Here is a 19802-nt window from a genome sequence, read left to right on the forward strand (position 1 = left end):
GAGATAAAGCTCTGTCCTACTTACTTTATTTTTTCTTCTCGTCATTTATCCCCAGTAGGTAGTTGAAATATCTTGCAAGAACAAAAAGATAGTCTGAGAATCTGTTTACATATCTTTTGATATCAGGGTTTATGGAGGATTTGGATGAAATTTCAACAATCCTTCTCTCTAATCTCCTACACACAGATCTGGCGACGTGTGTGAATGAAGCCAGTTTACTTCCACCAGGAAGAAGAAAATTCTTTATAGTTCCAAGTTTAGATTCAATATCATCAATCTCCTTTTCTACCTCGTCAGTCCAATTCCCAACATCCCTATTTTTGTTTCCCATAATCATCACAGTTATGTCCAGAAACCTACTCTGGTTTAGGAGTAGAAAATCTTTCGTTTTTTTCCTTTCTTCCTCGCTATTAATATCATCTAGATGCGAGGTTATAACCCCTAGCCAGGACACAAGTTCGTCAATCTCTCCACAGACTTCTATTCTTATATCGTTCTTTTCAACTCTCTCACCACTCAGTGTAAAGGTTTTACCATCGTCTCCAGTTTTGGTGTATACTTTACGCTTTCTCTCCATAAGTGATATTATATACAAGCAACTGGTGGGGATACTATTTTAAGCGGTGGAGCTAAGTTAAGAAAGAGAAAGGCAAAGAGAATAAGTGTAAGCGAAAAGCTTAGAATCTTGCTTTCTCACCTAACGGAAATTGGAATTTGTTGACTTCTGTTTATTCAACTTGAACAACAGAAAACAGATGATAGATACTATTTAGAAAACGAGAAGTTGAATCCGGTCTAGCCTTTGTGGTAGCATAATCACAATCTCTGGTGGGGTTCGTTATGGATTTGATGGAGTTGGATAAAATTCTTCAGGAGTTCTGTGAAGAAGTTGAGAGTGTGACAAAACCTTCAGAATGGCAAGCTCTGAAGTCCAAATATCTAGGAAGCAGTGGCATAGTTAAGACTTTACTAAAAAGGATAAAGGATATAGAACCTGACAAAAAGAAAGAGTTTGGTCAAAAGGTTAACGAAATAAAGGATAAGATTGAGTTACTCATCAAGAAGAGGTATGATGAGATAGAAAAGAGAATGATTCTTGAGAAGTTAAGATCTGAGTGGGTAGATGTATCTCTTACCCGAGCTTATGATACATTACCTGTGAAGCATCCGGTTAACATCGTCAAGGAAGAACTATGTCAGATATTTATGGAGATGGGATTTAGTGTGGTTGAGGGGCCTGAAATAGAGCTTGAAAGCTACAATTTTGATAAGCTCAACATACCTCCGAATCATCCTGCTAGGGATGACCATGATTCATTTTATCTAGACTCAGAGAAGATAGTAAATAGGCATCTTCTAAGGACTCAGACCTCTCCGGTTCAGATAAGGGTTATGGAGGAATACGAATTCCCGATTGCAATTGTTGCTCCCGGCAGATGCTTTAGAAGAGATACTGTTGATACACGTCATTCACACACGTTTCACCAAATAGAAGGCCTTTATGTAAATACTGATGTTAGGTTTTCTGACCTTAAGGGGGTGATGGATCTGTTTGCTAAGAAAATGTTTGGTCCTAAAACCAAGACTAGGTTTAGGACGGACTTTTTCCCATTCACAGAACCTAGTGCAGAGTTAGCGGTGACATGCCCTGGATGTGGTGGAAACGGTTGTAGCTTATGTTCTAGCTCTGGTTGGCTAGAAATCGCCGGATGTGGGATGGTTCACCCCAAGGTCTTTGAAAACGCAGGATACGATCCTAGGAAAGTCAGAGGGTTTGCTTTCGGAATGGGTATAGAGAGGATCGCTATGGTCAAATACAACATAACTGACATAAGACTCTTTTACGAAAATGACATAAGGTTTCTATCCCAATTCCTTGGAGTCTTTTGAAATTATACGGAAGTCAGTTCTCTAACTATGTAATCCGAAAATATCCAACCCTTGAGAGTAGGTATTACTCTACCATCAAAAACCTTCAGATACTCCCCCTTAAACAACTCAACTTTTTGGAGAAACTTTCTAACCCTTTCTTCTCCAACTAGCTTTCTAACATCTTCAACAGAAAAACCATCCCTTTTTCTTATCCCTAGCATTACTGTCTCTTCGTAGCTTTTGACCACATCAATCTCCTCTTCCATCATCGTAGGCAACATCTTTCCCAAAACTTTCTCTTTGTATTTTTTAAAACTAATCTCATTCTGGTATCTCCTGTTGCCAACAAAACCGCAAGCACCTAAGCCAAGCCCCACATATTCACTTTTACTCCAATACATCATATTGTGCTTAGACTCAAATCCCTCCTTTGCGTAGTTAGAAATCTCATAGTGTATGAAACCATTCTCCGTTAAAAGCCTGTGAACTAGAATAAACTCTTCTTGAAAATTATCCCTAGGAACTACTAGACCCTTTTCAACAAAAACCGAAAGAGGAGTAAACCTTTCAATAGTAAGTCCATAAGCGGAAATATGCGGTATATTGAATCTGACCAACCTCTCAAGAGTTTCAACAAGATCAGCTGTTGTTGAGGAAGGAACATCAAATATTACATCACAATTTATATTGGTTATTCCAACATCTTGGAGTATCTTTATTGCTCTCTCGTTGATACTTCTCGTGTTTCGTCTGGATAAAAAGTTCAAAACTCCATCACTCATGCTCTGGACTCCTAAACTAACTCTATTTATCCCAAGTTTCTCCACTACCTTAGCAAAATCGTCTGTTACATCTTCTGGATTAGCTTCAATTGTAAACTCCGACAGAGAAGCAATGTCTACATACTTACTCAAATTCTCAACAAGCTTTGTTAAAAGTTCTAAACCTATCAGTGACGGAGTTCCTCCTCCAATATACACAGTTCTAACTTTTTGACAATCTGAAAGTCGCAAACTCATTTCAACTCCAACACAATTCATATACTCTTCAAAGAGAGGAAGCTTGTCCTTATTACCAGTGTCAATCACCGTAAAATCACAGTATATACACTTTCTCCTACAAAAGGGTATATGTATGTATAAACCCACTTCCCCAGACCCTTTATTCATACTTCTTGGCTAACTATTAACCTAAAGATTTATCAAACTGAATACCAGTTTCTTGCAACATCTTTTTCGTCTACTCATAAATTCCAATTTTCATTGAGTGACTTTTTGTTTACTTACGCTCTTTGTTTCTGGACAGTGCTTGTCAGTGAGACTTCACTTTATGCTAAACTCTTGGGTGCTTATTAAGAAGGGGATTTACCCAGTTCCGACAGGAATTACGAGAGTAGTAAAAGGAAAGGCTACATCCTAGTTATAAATTTTGGAATTCATTGTCATCTATTCATTATCCCCTAAAATCTCTGACGACCTTACCTTAGAGAGAGGTTGTAGTTCTGTAAGGTTGCTACTATAGCTTTAACGTATCTGTAACGGGAGGTTAACCCACTTTGAGAGGTAGAAATTCTGAAAAAATCGTTTTACACTCCGAAATTTTTACTGGGGGTTTGCGAATATGAACTTTGACAGAGAGGAATTTAACGACTATGGTGTGAGAACAAACTACTACTCGTCAAATAGGTCCAAAACGCAGTCTAACCTTAATCCAAAATTGACACTTATTGTAGGAGTGACTGTGCTTTTCTCAATCTTCAACTTTGTTGTTGGATACATGATAGGGAAATTTCTGGGAAACGATAACTCTAAATCGGCAGTTTTTCTAGAGAACCATAAATTGGTGAAGAGTAGGGATCATAACGAGATAACAGGAATACCATCACTATCACTGAGTAATACTGCTACCAGCGTTACCAATAATAACTTGAAGGAGGAGGAGATAGTTTTAGATCTTGAGGAACCGCTTGTAGAGGTTACACCACCACAGGTAGTGCAAAGAACCCCATCACCCAAAGCGAAACTTGAAATTAAGCAATCAACTGATCAAAAAGCCCAGCCTTCAAAAGAAGTGACTACTACTCAGAAGAAAAGCGAACAGGAAGTTGCACAGCCTCGTCCAAAACCACAGGTAAACAACATCAAGTACTTCATTCAAGTCTCGTCTAATGAAAAAAGAGAAATAGCCGAAGACACAGTTAAAAAGCTAAAGCTAGTTGGGTTAACAAGCTTTATTCAGGAGACAAACATAAATGGTAAAAAGATATACAGAGTTAGGATAGGAGCTTTCAATTCTTACGAAGAAGCCTACAAGACTTTAGAAAAGGCTAAGAAGGTCAATGGAGAAGCATTTTTGGTGGTTAGCAAATAACCACATAGGGAGTTTTAGTGCTTTTTAAGCTCTTTCGGAAGTTAAAACTTTGTTGCTTTTTGATACCAAAATCTTATCCGAGCGCAGATAGTATTATCTATATGTAGGTAGGGAGGACTTTTTGATAAGTTTTATGTACACATCTGTTCTTCTGTTAAAAGCTCTACCTTCGGGAGTATCGTTTGATTCAATGGGTTCAAACTCTGCTCTACCACTTGCGGTCATGATTTCGGGTTTTACGCCGAAGTCAACTAAAGTTCTTACAACTGAGGAAGCACGGGCAGTAGATAATTCCCAATTTGATGGGAATTTTTCCTTTACTAACGGGTTTAGGATAGGAGACTTATCCGTATGTCCGATAACGTTAACTTCTATGTCCTTAAGTGTAGAAATTAAATCTGCTAGCTTTTTTAGCGTTGGTAAAAGTTCTTCCCTTATATCTGCACTACCGTTTTCAAAGAAGAAATCGTCCGCTAAACTTATCTTTATACCTTCCTCAGTGACGGTTATTCTCACTTTCCTGCTTTTTATCTCTGGCTTAAAGAGTTCTCTAGCCTCTTGTTGAACTTTAGACAATGCAACTCCAGTTTCTCTAGCTGGAAGAGACTCAATAGACGAACCAAGCTCTGTAAACTGCCCTTGCGATAGGCTCTTGCCACCGGTTAGAAAACCAATATTGCCTGTGAAGGAAGATAGGATCATTCTAGCTTCAAGTCCTTCAATGGTAGCAGCAGACATAAGTACCACAAAAAGTGCAAGAAGTAAGTTGTTCATATCTGCAAAAGTAAAAATCCAGAGAGGCATTTCCCTTTTATATCCAATTTCCTTCTTCTTAGCCATAAAATTACCCTCCTTCTTTTTTAGATAGTATTTGCTCTCTTAGTTTAGGGGGTAAAAATGCGGTAAGTTTTTCCTTGGTAAGCGTTGGGTTATCACCTGCTTGAATAGACAGAACTCCTTCAAGCATGATAGTTTTTATAAGAATGTCCTTCTGATTTTTGAGGTCTAACCTTGTAGCCATAGGTAGAACTATTGCATTAGACATAAACACAGCATAGAGTGTTGCGATGAAAGCAATAGCAACGCCATGAGTTACAGCAGCTCTGTCTTCTGCGTGACTTAGTGCTGCAATTAAACCTACTAGAGCGCCAGCCATACCAAGAGCAGGTCCGTAATAACCCCACTCATCAAAAAACTTCTTGTTGAATAGATGTCTTAATTCCATCTGCTCCATCTCTGTTATCATTATGTGCTTTACCATCTCAGGATCGGTTCCATCAACTATAAGCTGAATGGCCTTCTTCAAAAATGGTTCCTTTATATCCTGCACGTCATTTTCAAGTGAAAGCAATCCCTCCCTTCTTGATTTCTCTGCAAATGTCACTAAAGTCTCAATAAGCTCTGAATAGTCTGTATTCTCCGTTGAGAAAAGAATTCTCAAAATATTAGGCAAGTTCTTCACGTACTCAAATGGGGTGGAAACTATTGCTGCACCAAAGGGTGAAACGACAGCTATCAAAAATGCTGCTAAATCAGCATAAGTTGTGAGAGGAACGCCATGAAGAAGAACAGCAACAAACATTGAAGTTACAGATATTGCCAAACCTATTACTATGTAGATGTCAAAACTTCTTTCACCCATTTTTACCCCCCAAAGAGTGAATTATTACTTCTTTAAGCTTCTCCTTTATCTTCTCATTTATCTCTTTAGGATGCTCTATGACGATATATGTTATCTCATTCATCATCCTTATGACTGTATTCGTTTTTCTCTCTACCATCTCTATCTGCAATGGATTAATGTTGATTTTGGAGCCGTCTATTCTAGTAAGTTCTATAAGCATATACTTAGTTTATTACTTAACATTTCTCTCTTTCAACTGACCAACCTAGGGGTTAATAAATTCCAAAATCTGCACCTAGGATGTAACCTTTCTTTTTGCTGTTCTCGTGGTCTCTATTGGAGCTAAGTGAACACCCTTTTTGATAAGCACCCGAGAGACTTGGTATAAGGTGAAGTTCTGTAATTGATGGACACTGTCTAGAACCAAAGAGTGTAAGTGGACAAAGGTTAAATCTCATCTACTCACCCGATGGAAATTGGAATTTGTTGAGAGATCGTCAAGTTTGTAGAAAAGGTGGAAGTGGTTGGGATATAATTTTACCATGGCTTTGGGTGATACTCTTGTAGAGATGGGTATATTGACCAGGGAAGAATTAGCGTCTTATTTGCAAAAGCAGAAGATTTTGAATAAGAGGTTAGGAGAAATACTATTGGAGGAGCAAAAGATTACTGAGGAGAAACTATATGATATTCTCTCACGAGAGTTTAACATAAAGTTTGAGACTTCAATTCCTTTGCCATCTCCTGAGAGAGTTCAGATGCTTTTTTCTATCCTACCTCTGGAGTTTTGCAAAAAGAGAAATATTGCGCCCGTAGAGTATAAAGATGACTTTATTGTAGTGGTTATGGATAATCCTTCGGACTTTGATGTAATTAGTGAGATACGCTTTATTACGGGGAAACATGTTGAGACTAGGTTTGCAACCACATCTGCAATCAAGGAATACATAATGGATGTTCAAGAGCTTTTGTCTGGAAGAGGTATTGAGAGAAAGATTGAAGCTAGGGAAGTTGTTAAGGAGAAGAGGGAAGCTCAGAAGGTGGAGAGGGAAGAAAGTAAGGTTGTAACGCTTGTTAACAAGATAATAATTGATGGAATTGAGAAGAGAGCGAGTGATATTCATCTTGAAATATATGGGAGCTACACCTCTTTGAGGTATAGAATAGATGGAAGGCTTTACAGTTTTGAGGGACCTTCTTTGCAGATATATCCTGCGGTAGTCTCAAGAATAAAGATTATGTCGGAGCTTGATATATCTGAGAGAAGGTTACCGCAGGACGGTGCAATAAAGTTCTCTTACATGGGCAGAGATGTTGATATAAGGGTTTCGGTGATACCTGGGATATATGGTGAAAATGTTGTTATGAGGATTCTTTCTAAAGATAGTGCGATAATTTCTGATTTTCGCTCTATAGGAATGAATGAAGTGGAAATTGAATTATACAGGGAAGCTCTTACTAGACCGAATGGGATGATACTTGTGACAGGACCTACGGGGAGTGGAAAGACAACCACGCTTTATGCTGGAATAATGTTTGTGAAGCAGTTTGGGAAAAAGATTATAACTGCTGAAGATCCGGTTGAATACCAGATAGATGGTGTTGAACAGGTGCAGGTAAATCCAGAGATAGGGTTTACTTTCGCTCATGCTCTTAGGGCATTTTTAAGGCATGATCCGGACATCATAATGGTGGGAGAGATAAGGGATCTTGAAACTGCAGAGGTTGCAGTAAGAGCTGCGTTAACTGGACACTTAGTTCTCTCAACCTTGCACACAAATGATGCTCCCTCCTCCGTCACTAGGCTCATAGATATGGGAATACCTCCCTATCTTGTAGCTTCTACTGTTAACCTGATTATAGCTCAGAGACTTGTAAGAAAGTTGTGTGATAACTGCAAAGTTGAGAAGAAGATTGAGTTAGCTAAGCTAAGTCCGGAGTTAAGGAGGTATTTCAGAGAAGGTGGTAGGGTTTTCATACCGCGGGGGTGTAACAAGTGTAATAAAACGGGTTTTAGCGGGAGAACTCCGATATTTGAGATACTAAAAGTGAATGAAAGTGTGAAAAATGGTATTTTAAGAAACCTCTCTTCATTTGAGCTAAAAGAGATTGCTATAAAGAGCGGAATGAAGACTCTACTGGATTCAGGAATGGAGAAGGTAAATAGTGGAATTACTACCGTAGAGGAAGTAATTGCTGTAAGTTGATATGTCAAAGTTTCCAAAACCAGAGAATTTTAAAAACCACAAAACGTTACCGCAGAAAACGTTGGAGGAAGTTTTTCCTTATAGCAATAGTTATTTGTTTAGGAATAATATCTTCCCTAGAAAGTTTAAGAAGTGTTACATCTACGACATTCTAGAACAAAAGTTTACGGATTTCTTCCTGGATAGGGGAAGGTATTACCTAGGTTTTTCGGATAAGTATTTGACAAAGATGGTGAAAAACTACTTGAAAACGTCAATGTTTTCATACTCTAAAGGGGTATTTTCTTATAGATTTACTAAGCTGTTGAAAGAACTAACAGGCAACAGATTTGAGCATTTGCTCTTTGCTCCAAGTTATGAATCTTTATGTGGGGTTATTGAAAGATTTGTGGGAGGGGAGTTATCAGATGGTGTGGAAGTATGTGGTAATAGAAAAGGTTGTTGTAGGCTTTCCTTATATGATCAAAACATGGCGTTGGAGTTGAAAAATCTGGAGAAGGTTTGTGGTGAAGTGGTTGTACTTGACTTAGGGTATGGTCTTAGATATCCGGAAGTAATAAAGTTACTGCAGGAGATAGATTTTGGGTTGGTTATTTTATGGGTAGGAAGGTTTTTTGTTATTCTGCTGAGAAAGGAATTTATCTCACTTATCAGGGATAGTGATATCTGTGGTTGTGAGCTATCAGAGTTTGATGCAATGTTTGGGTATTACTACCTTATGAGGGAGAGGTTTTTAGTAACTAAAAAGTTGGTAGAATTGAGGAAGTTATCCCAGAGGTGGCTTGGTAAATTTGTAGATCTAGGTATTGCAACTCTTCTTACACCTTACTCACTACAGTTTAACTCAAGTCTTTTGCCAGAGGATTTTAACTTAGCTTTGCTTAGGGAGGGAATACTGTCCTACGGGAATACACTTTTCTTTTCTTTTCAACATGAGGAGAATGATTTCAAAAGGCTTAGAAGGAAGTTGAACCAGATTTTTGGAATTGGTGTTTAGTTTTGCTTTTTTAGTAGATATTGGTATGTACGTATTATAGAGAATCTTGGTTTTGGAAGAGGTATCTTTTTATCTTTCTTGTGGAGGTTTTTGGTAGTTCTTCAGTTAGGATTTTGTAACCTTTTATCTTTTTGTAATCTGGTAGTTTGGAGTTGATTTCTCTTACTACGCTTTCAATGATCTTTTCTATCTCGCTGTAATCTACCTTGTGTATAGGTGTCTCTTTTTCAAACTCTATGTAATTGAAGTCGGGGACTATAAAGGCGAAAACTTCTTCTCCTATTGCTTCGTCTTTACTTATTTTTCTGCCCACAACTAAGCTTTCAAGCACATAAGGTGACTCGTTTAGTTTTTCTTCTATTTCCTCGGGGTACACATTTTTACCTCCGTGTGTTACTATGATATTCTTTATTCTTCCTGTTATATAGACATAGCCTTCTTTGTCAATATACCCAAGATCACCGGTTCGGAGGTAGCCATTTACAAGGGTTTCGTTTGTAGCCTCCGGGTTTTTGTAGTAGCCTACCATTACATTAGGTCCTTTTATCAGTATTTCTCCTATTCCTTCTTCGTTCGGAGAGTCTATGATGATTTCCACTCCGGGGATAGGTTTGCCAACAGATCTATTTTTTGGCTTGTTTATGGGGTTGAGGGTAGCTACGGGGGCGCATTCTGTAAGTCCGTATCCTTGTAATATAGTAAAGCCTAAAAGTTCCATAAAGTTGGCTACTCTTTCTGGAAGTGGTGCAGCTCCAGAGATAAAGAGCTCTATACTAGAAAGTCCTGCCTTTTTCCTAAGAATGGACAAAAGTCTTTTACTGATTCCGTTGCCTCCAGTGATAGTTTTAGAAACTCTTGCTATTCCTAGTAAGGTTTTGACAAAAGTTTTCAAAACTACGCTTGATTTCTCTATATTTTTGATTATGCCGTCAGTTATTTTTTCTAGGAAGAGAGGAACTACTAGCATTTTGTTTATCTTTTGTCTTGAAATCAGAGACAATACGACTTTAGGACTTAGAGAAGGTGAATAGACAATACTACAACCTCCGTACAATGCGGTGTATAAGCCTGCGGTTGACTCGTAAGTGTGGTTTAAGGGAAGTATTGACAGAAGTCTGTCGTTAGGAGAAAGTTTTGCAAGAGGAGGCATTACACTAACTTCAAACATTATATTTCTATGGGTGAGCATTACTCCCTTTGACAATCCAGTTGTACCAGAAGTGTAAACGATCTCAAAAAGATCATCAGGTGATATGTCGTTATACTTTTTAAGTTCCTTACCACCATACTTTTCCACTATCTCTTCTAGAGAGATTTGCTTTTTACCCTTTGGTGGTGTGTCTATAACAATAACTTTATACTGCTTTAGATCAACTTCATCTTCTAGATACTTTAGCATCTTTTGAGAAATGAATATGACGTTGCTTTCGGAATGCTCCAGTATCATTTTTATTTCTGTTGGAGACATTCTAATATCAATAGGAACTAGAACAAAGCCGTTGTATACTGTGCCAAGTGCACACAGTCCCCATTCAGGCCTGTTTTCAGATATAAGCGCAACCCTATCTCCTTTCCGCAGTTTTAGTGTGTTTGTTAGATAGTAGCTTATAGCTTTAGCGTAGTAACCTATATCCGAGTAGGTATACCAAATATACTCTTCCAAATTCTCTTCGGATATAGGCATTCCTAAGCTCTTCTTGTCACGATAATTTTCAGAGATATAGTTTACATACTCTCTAGCATTTAGGAACTTGATATCAGGCTCTATGCTAGTTATGCTCATACTTCACCCCCTGCGCTGTTAGGGATATTCTAAAAGAGAAAACCTTGGTTGTCAATTAGGGGTTGGAGTCAGTAAATTCCAAAATGGAAATTGGAATTTGTTATTCTTTTCCCTTTATAGTTGTGAATAAGCAATGATGGAATTAAAGATTGTGGATGTGTGTTAAAGTTTTTCAGTTTACAAAAACCTTGGGACAATAGTGGTTTGTAGGAGGTATATATGGTTATACGTCTGATTTTTATGGTATTAATTGTGTTTGTGACTTTGGTAGTTGGTTGTACGCTTTCGCCTGTATCTCCAGCTGGTAATACTAATACTAACACTAATATCTCTAATGTGCCGAAATCTTGGACTATACTAATACACATGGCTATTGATAATGACATAGACTATGAGTATGAGGCAAATTTCAATCTTGTAAGCTACTATCTACAAACTCTCAAATTCCTGAAAGCAAAGGATTTTGGTAATAAAGTAGAGATTCTAGTTTTGATGGATTCTTACAACTATGAGACGAATGGGTACGAAACGAAGTTCAAGGATGGATACTATAGGATAAAGGGATCTGGTAGTATCTCAAGTGATCTTGTGGTTCCGAAGTCGGAGATAAACTCAGGAAGTGTTCTAGATATCAAGGGATTTATAAATTGGGTTATCGGTAATTATCCGGCTACTAACTATATCTACATAATCTTTAACCATGGAAACGGTTTTGTAGATCTTAACGAAGAGGGAAGGTGGCTTGGAATAGCATTTGACGATATAGCAGGAGATTCTCTTTCGCTTAGCGAAATCGGGCAGGTTACAAAATATCTTGCTACTAAAGTAGGTAAGAAAATTGACTTGTTTTATCCATTTGCATGCCTTATGGGGGGAATAGAACTTGCTTACGAAGTTAAGGATTCTGTAAGCTATCTTCTTTTCTCTGAGGAGCTATTTCCGGCGGATTTTTGGTCATTTGAAGCTTTAGAGCTTATAATCACTAATCCATCTTCTTCTGCTGAGGATGTTGGTAAAATGTTCTGTAATTCAGCTTACCAGTATTTTTCAAACAGCGGTAGGTCGTTTACTCTAGCACTTCTAAAGCTTGATAATGTTGATGGTGTGAAACTAGCTATAGATAACTATGCTGATGCTATTACTAACTATATAACTAACTTCCAGAATGCCTTATTGTTGAACAAAGTGGCATTCAGTAACTCAATAGTAGGTTCTTTCCTTCAACCTTTACATTGTTACATTGATCTTAAGGGTTATGTAAAGGCTGTGAAGCAGAGTATAACAAACTCTGATATACAAACACTTACTCAGGGGATTTTGGATGCAATAGATTCATTGATTGTTTACAAGAAAATACTTTTGACTAACGATCTTACTTTCTACTTCCCAGATTTTACAAACTATTCTGGGCTTTCAATATTCCACAACGTTGTAGAAAGACAGGGGTATCCGGAGGAGTTGTATTTCTCTATCATAAGGTTTGGTATAGAAAGCAAGTGGAGGAATTATCTTTCGGTTTTGAGTAATTACCTAAGGTCGCCTGATTTTTATGAGCCTGACGATACTCAAGCACAAGCTAGAGCTATAAGCATTGGAGAAACACAAACAAGAACATTACATTCTCAAGGTGATGTTGACTGGATAATAGTTTCCAATGTTTCTGGTAGAGCTTTTGTGATGTTTTCATCATCAGATGGTGACATACTTTATGGAGAACTTTACGATGCGGATAGTATGGTGAAGATAGATTATGGGGATGTAGATAAGGTTCTAGAATTTATAGGAGATGGTGGAAACTATTACATAAAGGTAACTTCACGTAGCAGTAGGAAAGGAGTTTATACTGTTGCTATGAGTACTATCGGGGAAGATGATTACGAGCCAGATAATAGTTTTGCTAGTGCCAAAGAAATAAATGTTGGTGCTTTTTCACAGGAAAGGTCGTTTCACGTTGAGGGGGATGTTGACTTTATAAAAGTCTACCTAACGGGAAGTAAAGCCTATAAGATAGAAACGTACCAATGGGGTTTGATTACAGATACGGAACTTACTCTTTATGATTCATATTACAGTCAAGTGGCTTACAATAATGATGCTAATGGAGTTTACTCCGTTATAACTTTCACTCCTTCTTCTACAGGATGGTACTACATAAAGGTAAATGAATACAAAAACGATGATGTTGGAAAATACAAAATAAATGTCGTTGAGTATTGATTTAATAACTTTGCCTTGTAGTTTAATTTAAATTTTTCAGAACTCATGAATAAACTTTGCTACTTCCGTTACACCGTTTTTTATTTCTGCTTTTTTGATGTTCTCACTCAGGGTTTTCAATTCTTCTTCGTTTGAGATGAGTTTACTGACTATTTGTGCAACTTTCTTTGGGTTAGTTTCAAACAGGCCTAGTTTGTTTTGTAAAACAAACTCAACATTTCCTTTCTCTTGCTCCCATAGATAAGAGGTTATTATAAGTGGTTTACCTATCAATAGAACTTCCATAACTGTTGCTGGTCCTCCTTTTGTTATAACCACGCTTGATATGTTTATAAGCTCGTATATAAAGTCTACGAAGCTGTAGACTGCTATTCTTTTATTGGGATATTCTTTTGCTATTTTTTCGCTTTTTTGCTTGAGTTTTTGATTCCTTCCGCAGACTATTGCTAGTTCAATATCTAGATTAGTTTTTGCAAGTTCTCTTAGGAATACTTCTCCCTTTTGTAGTCCTTCGCCACCTCCGGTAATTAGAACAACATGCTTATCAGGAGAAAATCCTAAATTTCTCTTTAGTTCATTTATCTTCTCATCTGGAAGCTTGGTATTAAACTTCCCCCCGACAACTGTTGGTAATACTGTTATTTTGTTAGGAGCTACAGAGTGTTTGATTGCTAGAGATTTCACTTGATCGCTGAAAGCAACTAGGTCAACTTCAGGGCAGGAGAACCATATGGGATGGCAGGTAAACGGGTCGGTGACAATTGTTAAGAGCTTTGTGTTTAACTTTTCCTCTTTGATTATCTCATAGATGGGTTTGGTAAGGAAGAAGTGGACAGAGATTATTTTTTCTGGTCTTTCACGTAGAATGTATTTTCTTAGTTTCTCCTTTATGAACATGGATACAGTTCTTATTTCCAATTTTGCTACCGCAGAGGGTTTGCTGAAAAGGTAGATTGCGCTCCATATGTGTGGAAGATAGTTTGAAACCGTGGAGTAGCCTTTCTCTATCACTGTTCTTATGAGTCTATTGCTCTCACTAAAAGCATCATACAATGTGATTTCTACGTCTGGGTAAAGTGATCTGAGTTCTTCGGAGAGAGCTTTAGCGGTTGATAAGTGTCCTCCTCCTGCTCTAACAAACACTATTGAGATCTTCATACATATTTCCAAACATCTACATCTTCTCCTGAGGAGACTTTTATTTTGTTTTCAGCAACTCTGAATATAACATCTGCAACTTCTTCGGGGGGTCTTCCAACGAAATTTGTCATTCTGGTTCTAGTCATGTCTGGATTAACTACGAAAACCTTTATGTTTGTAACCTCTTTAGCTAGAGCTTGAGTAAACCCCCTTACTCCGAACTTAGTTGCGCAGTAGGTGGTAAGATCAGCAAAACCTGTTTTTCCAGCACCACTGGAAACATTGATTATCATCTCCTTAACATAAGGTAAAAGTATCTTTGTTAACTTTATTAGTCCTTCTAAGTTTACCCTGACTTGGAATGAGATTTCCTCAAATGACTGTTGCTCTAATCTTTTCCATGCGAGAACACCAGCGTTGTTGATGAGAATGTCAATTTGCTTAAATCTGCTAACAACCTCTGCAGAGAACTTCTTTATACTGCTGTCTTCTGTAAGGTTTAGGTAATAGCTGAATACGTTTTTTGCTCCAAGGCTTAGACATTCCTTTTCGGTTTCCTTAGCTTCTTCTTCATCTTTGTAATAGGAGAATACGATGTTATACCCAGCTTTTGAAAATGCTAAGCAAGTTGCCTTACCTATACCAATATTACCACCCGTTATTAACACAGTCTTAGGCATAGAAGTTTAGATAATAGTATAGGTTATAAAAAACACATTTCAACTTTCGGGGAAATTTACAATAGATTCTGATTTCCACAGTTTACCTTAAAATTAAGTTTCAGCCTCTATCAAGAGAACGATTTTACCCAGTCCCGACAGGGACTGCGAGAAGTAAAAGATCATACCTAATCGTTGGATTTTGGAATTTGTTGAGCAGTTGTAGATTTTGGACTTTATTAGTTATTCTCGGTTATTGAAAGTTTGTGAATGTTTATTTATTATAGAGTTATGAAAAGATCACTAAAGGATGTAATTATACTTTTCTCAATATCACTTCTAAGCTTTTTGTTTGCGTATATCCTTACTCAGACTTTTTTAGCTAGGGTTAGGGATGCTTTTGTTAACGGGTTTTTTCGTGTGAAGGAGATAGAAAGGGCGGTAATAGCGGAGGGGGTGCAGAAGAGGGAAGTTGAGGGGTTAGTGTATACATCAGATCAGATTGTGATAGTGGGTATAGATGATAAGACTTTATCAAGACTTGGGAAGTATCCTTTTCCAAGAAGGTATTATGATGAGTATTTTCTAAAACCTCTGTATAGCGAGAAGGATTCTCGTTATCCAAACTCTGTCTTTTTTGATATTGTTTTTTCGGAGTATTCGGTGAAGGAGGAGGATTCTGTTTTCTTTAATTCTTTGGCGGAAGCAAAGAAACGGTTTAGACCGTTGGTGGATTATATATTCTATTTTGCTACTGAGAGGGGTGAGGAAGGGACGGAAGAGGGGTTAAAACTGAGTGAGGATATAAATGTTAGGCGTATTGCTTTGCTGAGAAGGTTTGTTATACCAAGGGAGAATATAAAGGGTGAGGCAAAATTTCTAAGAATTCCTTCAAGGGGGGTATTGCCTCTAGAGGAAGTTGTTCAGAATTCTTGGGGAGCAGGATATGCTAACTTAGTCAAGTACTTTGGAAATACGGATACTTACAATGCTATTCCTATGGTGCTTGAATACAATGGAGAGTATTACCCTAGCATAGTATTGGTGATACTTTGTGCTTATTACGAAACTACTGTGTCAAATGTTTTTGTTGAGTTAGGTAAAGAGATAACGATAAAGAATGCGAAGATCAAGTATCCTGATGGAAGTTACCGAGTAGGAGATGTGAAGATACCTGTTGATGGTGAGAATTTGTTTTTTATAAACTATGTGACAAGAAGTGAGAAGACTGAAAGAAATGGCATGATAAGAACTATATCTCTTTGGGATTTACATCGTATCAAAGGTTTGGGCAAATATGTTGAGGATAAGATATTGATGGTGGGTATGCTTACTTATGGGTATGGAGATATTTGGAAATCACCCATAGCAGATAATATGTACGGTATAGAACATCTAGCAAATGCTGTAAACAATATAATAATGGCGACTATTCAGGGTTACCCTGGGTATGTTAAGGTTGTATCTGATATAGTAGTAGCGGTAGTATCACTTCTGTTGTCTTTGATAGCAACCTTGATATTGATTCTTAACAGGAGTGCTCTTTTTGCTCTTGTACAGGAGATAGCAGTTCTAGTTTTGTTTGTGTTTGTAACATACTTTTTATTTTCGCAAGGGACAATTATACTCCAGTATCCGATTACGAAGTATGCCTATCTGACGGATATTCTGACTCCTATCCTATCATCTGTTCTTGCTTATATAGGGGGGCAAGTTTTTGTAATAGCAAAGGAAAGAGCTCAGAGAATGCAGATAAAAGGAATGCTTGATAGTTATGTTTCTCCAGAGGTTGTAAACATTTTGCTTAGAAATCCGGAAAAACTTAATCTGGGTGGTGAGGACAGAGAGGTTACGATATTCTTTTCAGATATAAGAGGGTTTACTACCCTATCTGAGGGATTAACGCCACAAGAGTTAGTAGCTCTGATAAATAGGTATCTTTCAAGGATGACAGACATAATTATGGACAATAGAGGCACGGTTGACAAGTATATAGGGGATGCGATAATGGCGTTTTGGGGAGCTCCCCTTGATGATCCTGAACATCCATTTAGGGCGTGTAAGGCTAGTCTTGAAATGTTGGAGGCTTTAAAGGAACTAAATGCGTCACTGCCGACTGATAGACAGATAGATATAGGTATAGGAATAAACACAGGAATAGCAACTATAGGTAACATGGGGTCAACGAAGAAGAAAAATTATACAGCAATGGGAGATACCGTGAACCTTGCTTCAAGGCTGGAGGGGGTAAACAAACTCTTTCATACGAGGGTAATTATAAGTGAGTCTACTTACGAGAGAGTAAAGGACAGAATACTTGCGAGAGAATTGGACCTTATAAGGGTTAAAGGTAAGAAGCTACCCGTAAGAATATACGAGGTGATTGGCTTTTTAGATAGCTATGATGGGATAATCAAGGGAATGGGGTTACGAGAAGAAGACGTTCTTCCGTAAAGGCTTACTTTTTGAGCCGTGCTGGACTCGAACCAGCGACACCCGGCTTAAAAGGCCGGTGCTCTACCACCTGAGCTAACGGCTCTTTTCTCTTAAAAGTATAAAACTTCTCGCCGGGAAGTCTCAAATTAGGTTTTACTGATAATAAGTTTAAACCAAGTGTCCTAAAGCTTCATAATATTGTAAAAGTGTCTTGAGTAGAAGTGAATATGATAAGGTTGAGAGTTCAAGGTGTTATGTTTAACAGAGATGGTAAACTACTTTTGGTAAAGCATCGTAAGGGGGGAAAGGAGTATTATGTCTTACCAGGAGGAGGAGTAGAGTATGGGGAATCTCTAGTAAATGCCTTGGCTAGAGAGCTCAAGGAAGAGCTTAATATTAGGAAAATATTTTCTGCAAAATTCCTCGGAATAAATGAATTTATTGACGGGGAGAGTAATAGACATATCATTGACTTGTATTACTATGTCATTGCAGACCTGGAGGAAATAAGAATTGTTGAGAGTGATGGTATCATCGTAGAGTTTGATTTCTTCCACTTGAGTGAAATTGATAAAATTACTGTTTATCCCTCCTCTTCTTTTGTAAGAGGATTGGTAGAGAAAAGTTTGGGAGAGGTGATTGAGTTGAGAGTGTAGAATTATGGTTGGAAGTGAAAAATTAGAGAGGGAAATAAGGAAAATGCCACCGTCGGAGAGAGAGCAACTTAGGAAGAGAATGGAAGAGTCTATCAAGGATCTTAAGGTGGTCCAAAATAATCAGCAGAAGTCCATCCCTAGTGCCTCAGGTCAAATGGTTACCTTGAGTTTTTGGGATAGAATTTTAATATTCATTTTCTCACTTTTAGGTGTAATGTCTTATGGTGAATACATCAAAAGGAAAAGGTTGAGGATGATAAAAGATAGAGTTGCTGAAATCTCACCGCCTATAATGAATGTTAGAAGGGGAGTATTGTATCCTCAGTTTGGGAAATACCTATATGAGCTGTATTTAGCTCTTGAATCAGTGTCGGAAGTGCTTAATATGACTGTATTCAATCCTAATGTTTGGGATGCAACCTCACCCAGTGATTTTAAACCTTGCGTAGAATACTTGTTTGAGTTTTTGACAAATACTAGATCGTTGTTTGGGGTTAGCGATGTAAAAAGCGTTATTTCTGAATATAAATCTCTGAAAAAGGTTTTTGAGAGAATAGAAGTTGAAGTTGAAAACAACATTTCATCTTTAGATTCAACTATACTTACAAGAGCAAATAAGATATACTCTAGGTTGTTTGTTTTTAAAGACCTTCTAGAACAAGTCAATTTCAAAAAGTTGCTGAGATATTTTATTGACGAGAAGGGTAAAATTTCTTTAAGTGCAGTTCCAGATTTCTGGCTGACAGAGGAGATGGAAAAGTTATGCAATATTATTTCCGAAATTGATATTACCCCTATGATGATAGATGTGATAATGGCTCTCAAAAAGTATCTGGAAAGCATAATAGATAAGGAGTCTTATGAATATAAGAAGTTTTCTCAAATTTCTCAGAATTTAACTCCTGAGACTCTGAACAAGGCATACGAAATCACTGAGAAGCTTAATATAGTTGATATAGTCTGCATTCTGAAGGATGATCCAGACTATATTCCAGTGTTTTTAGTGCCTGAGTACTCTTTAGTAAACGTTTACAAAGATGTTGTTGTGAGGAAAAACAAAAACCTTGCTTCAAAGATGGTAAAGGATACAATAGAGGAAAAGTCAAATACTTTTTACCATCTCATAGGTAGGACAGAAAAAGAAGTTAAGGAAGTACTAGAAACGATATACACTGAAGAGAATAGTGATAAGCTATCTCTTTACAAGCTAAACCATTTTGCTTATCCTACTGCTTTTCAGATTATCTATTCGTTTTTAAACTATTTCTGGAAGCCTACATTCAGAGAGGCGGTTAACGATATAGCTGTGAACGGGATATTTAAAGAGAAATACTTGAAAAGCACTTTTTCTTCAATAATTCTTTCAATAGATGAGATAGAAAAAGATGTCTCAGTCTTCCTAAAACATACAACCAGAGGAGGAGAGTATTATTCGGTCATAGGTAGGTTTTTTGAGGATCCTAGCGTTGCTAAAGTTGAAAGCTCTAGGAAAGTTCTTCAGCAGAAAATCACTCTTGCTAACAACTTAGCGGGTAGTATAGTGGTAAAAAGTTATGACTCGCTATCTCAGCTGAATAAGTACCTAAAATTTATTCTACAGGACTATTCTTCTCTTTCTCCTGAACATATACTCAACATAAAAACAGTAAAAGGAATCCATAATAAGATACTCATTGAGTCTATAAAGAGGGGACAAGAAGTTTTATCAGTGTTGCTGGAGATTCTTTCGTATTATACAAGCTAAGCTGTGAGCTAGATCCTCCTGTTCTAGGTTCTTTGGATTGGCCGATTCTCTTTCTAAGTCGGGTGGGGTGTGTTGATTGGCTTTTAGGTTTTGTCAG

General features: G+C 37.6%; 16 protein-coding genes and 1 tRNA gene. 8 read left to right on the forward strand and 9 right to left on the reverse strand.

Going from position 1 to position 19802, the window contains the following annotated elements; all coding sequences use genetic code 11:
- Window positions 1-25 precede the first annotated feature (25 nt).
- A complete protein-coding gene (locus ABDH28_00580; protein MEN2997525.1) occupies window positions 26-577 on the reverse strand; it encodes a cob(I)yrinic acid a,c-diamide adenosyltransferase in 552 nt (183 codons plus the stop codon).
- A gap of 263 nt (window positions 578-840) precedes the next feature.
- Here ABDH28_00580 and pheS point away from each other — a divergent pair, with 263 nt between their 5' ends.
- Entirely contained in the window at window positions 841-1890 is a 1050-nt protein-coding gene (gene pheS / locus ABDH28_00585) for a phenylalanine--tRNA ligase subunit alpha (GenBank protein ID MEN2997526.1), read from the forward strand.
- Window positions 1891-1892: 2 nt separating this feature from the next.
- On the opposite strand, the gene hemW is transcribed toward pheS, so the two are convergent.
- The gene (hemW, locus tag ABDH28_00590; protein ID MEN2997527.1) at window positions 1893-3041 is read right to left on the reverse strand and encodes a radical SAM family heme chaperone HemW; all 1149 of its coding nucleotides are present in this window, start codon (window positions 3039-3041) and stop codon (window positions 1893-1895) included.
- Between the two features lie 451 nt (window positions 3042-3492).
- Between hemW and ABDH28_00595 the strand changes: the two genes are divergently transcribed.
- Window positions 3493-4242 (forward strand): SPOR domain-containing protein, encoded by a 750-nt coding sequence (locus ABDH28_00595; GenBank protein MEN2997528.1) that lies wholly within the window; start codon window positions 3493-3495, stop codon window positions 4240-4242.
- Window positions 4243-4335: 93 nt separating this feature from the next.
- Here the strand turns inward: ABDH28_00595 and ABDH28_00600 are convergent, their stop codons facing one another.
- From ABDH28_00600 to ABDH28_00610, 3 genes are read right to left on the reverse strand one after another with little or no spacing between them, the layout of a single operon-like run.
- A complete protein-coding gene (locus tag ABDH28_00600) occupies window positions 4336-5082 on the reverse strand; it encodes an OmpA family protein (GenBank protein ID MEN2997529.1) in 747 nt (248 codons plus the stop codon).
- A 4-nt stretch (window positions 5083-5086) separates the two neighbouring features.
- Window positions 5087-5884, reverse strand: a complete 798-nt coding sequence (locus tag ABDH28_00605; protein MEN2997530.1) for a motility protein A — start codon at window positions 5882-5884, stop codon at window positions 5087-5089.
- A complete protein-coding gene (locus ABDH28_00610; protein ID MEN2997531.1) occupies window positions 5877-6086 on the reverse strand; it encodes a flagellar FlbD family protein in 210 nt (69 codons plus the stop codon). The genes ABDH28_00605 and ABDH28_00610 overlap by 8 nt, the downstream gene beginning before the upstream one ends.
- A 322-nt stretch (window positions 6087-6408) precedes the next feature.
- Here ABDH28_00610 and ABDH28_00615 point away from each other — a divergent pair, with 322 nt between their 5' ends.
- Window positions 6409-8073, forward strand: a complete 1665-nt coding sequence (locus tag ABDH28_00615) for a GspE/PulE family protein (GenBank protein ID MEN2997532.1) — start codon at window positions 6409-6411, stop codon at window positions 8071-8073.
- A gap of 1 nt (window position 8074) precedes the next feature.
- On the forward strand, window positions 8075-9070 hold the full coding sequence (locus ABDH28_00620; protein ID MEN2997533.1) for a hypothetical protein: 996 nt from the start codon (window positions 8075-8077) through the stop codon (window positions 9068-9070).
- Between the two features lie 34 nt (window positions 9071-9104).
- Here the strand turns inward: ABDH28_00620 and ABDH28_00625 are convergent, their stop codons facing one another.
- Window positions 9105-10853, reverse strand: coding sequence for an AMP-binding protein (locus ABDH28_00625; GenBank protein ID MEN2997534.1), 1749 nt, complete (start codon window positions 10851-10853; stop codon window positions 9105-9107).
- Between the two features lie 219 nt (window positions 10854-11072).
- Between ABDH28_00625 and ABDH28_00630 the strand changes: the two genes are divergently transcribed.
- Window positions 11073-13070, forward strand: a complete 1998-nt coding sequence (locus tag ABDH28_00630; protein ID MEN2997535.1) for a clostripain-related cysteine peptidase — start codon at window positions 11073-11075, stop codon at window positions 13068-13070.
- A gap of 36 nt (window positions 13071-13106) precedes the next feature.
- Here the strand turns inward: ABDH28_00630 and ABDH28_00635 are convergent, their stop codons facing one another.
- Both ABDH28_00635 and ABDH28_00640 read right to left on the reverse strand, forming a co-directional pair.
- On the reverse strand, window positions 13107-14228 hold the full coding sequence (locus ABDH28_00635; GenBank protein ID MEN2997536.1) for a glycosyltransferase: 1122 nt from the start codon (window positions 14226-14228) through the stop codon (window positions 13107-13109).
- On the reverse strand, window positions 14225-14890 hold the full coding sequence (locus ABDH28_00640; GenBank protein ID MEN2997537.1) for an SDR family oxidoreductase: 666 nt from the start codon (window positions 14888-14890) through the stop codon (window positions 14225-14227). The genes ABDH28_00635 and ABDH28_00640 overlap by 4 nt, the downstream gene beginning before the upstream one ends.
- Window positions 14891-15160: 270 nt before the next feature.
- On the opposite strand from ABDH28_00640, the gene ABDH28_00645 reads away from it, so the two are divergent.
- The gene (locus tag ABDH28_00645; protein MEN2997538.1) at window positions 15161-17323 is read left to right on the forward strand and encodes an adenylate/guanylate cyclase domain-containing protein; all 2163 of its coding nucleotides are present in this window, start codon (window positions 15161-15163) and stop codon (window positions 17321-17323) included.
- 12 nt (window positions 17324-17335) lie between these two features.
- Here ABDH28_00645 and ABDH28_00650 read toward each other — a convergent pair.
- A tRNA-Lys gene (locus ABDH28_00650) sits at window positions 17336-17408 on the reverse strand.
- Window positions 17409-17532: 124 nt separating this feature from the next.
- Here ABDH28_00650 and ABDH28_00655 point away from each other — a divergent pair.
- Both ABDH28_00655 and ABDH28_00660 read left to right on the forward strand, forming a co-directional pair.
- The gene (locus ABDH28_00655) at window positions 17533-17961 is read left to right on the forward strand and encodes an NUDIX hydrolase (GenBank protein ID MEN2997539.1); all 429 of its coding nucleotides are present in this window, start codon (window positions 17533-17535) and stop codon (window positions 17959-17961) included.
- Between the two features lie 4 nt (window positions 17962-17965).
- Window positions 17966-19705 carry a hypothetical protein gene (locus ABDH28_00660; GenBank protein MEN2997540.1) on the forward strand — a complete coding sequence of 580 codons (1740 nt, stop codon included), beginning with the start codon at window positions 17966-17968 and terminating at the stop codon, window positions 19703-19705.
- Window positions 19706-19802 lie beyond the last annotated feature (97 nt).

The organism is Brevinematia bacterium (assembly GCA_039630355.1).
Taxonomy (GTDB): domain Bacteria; phylum Spirochaetota; class Brevinematia; order DTOW01; family DTOW01; genus SKYB106.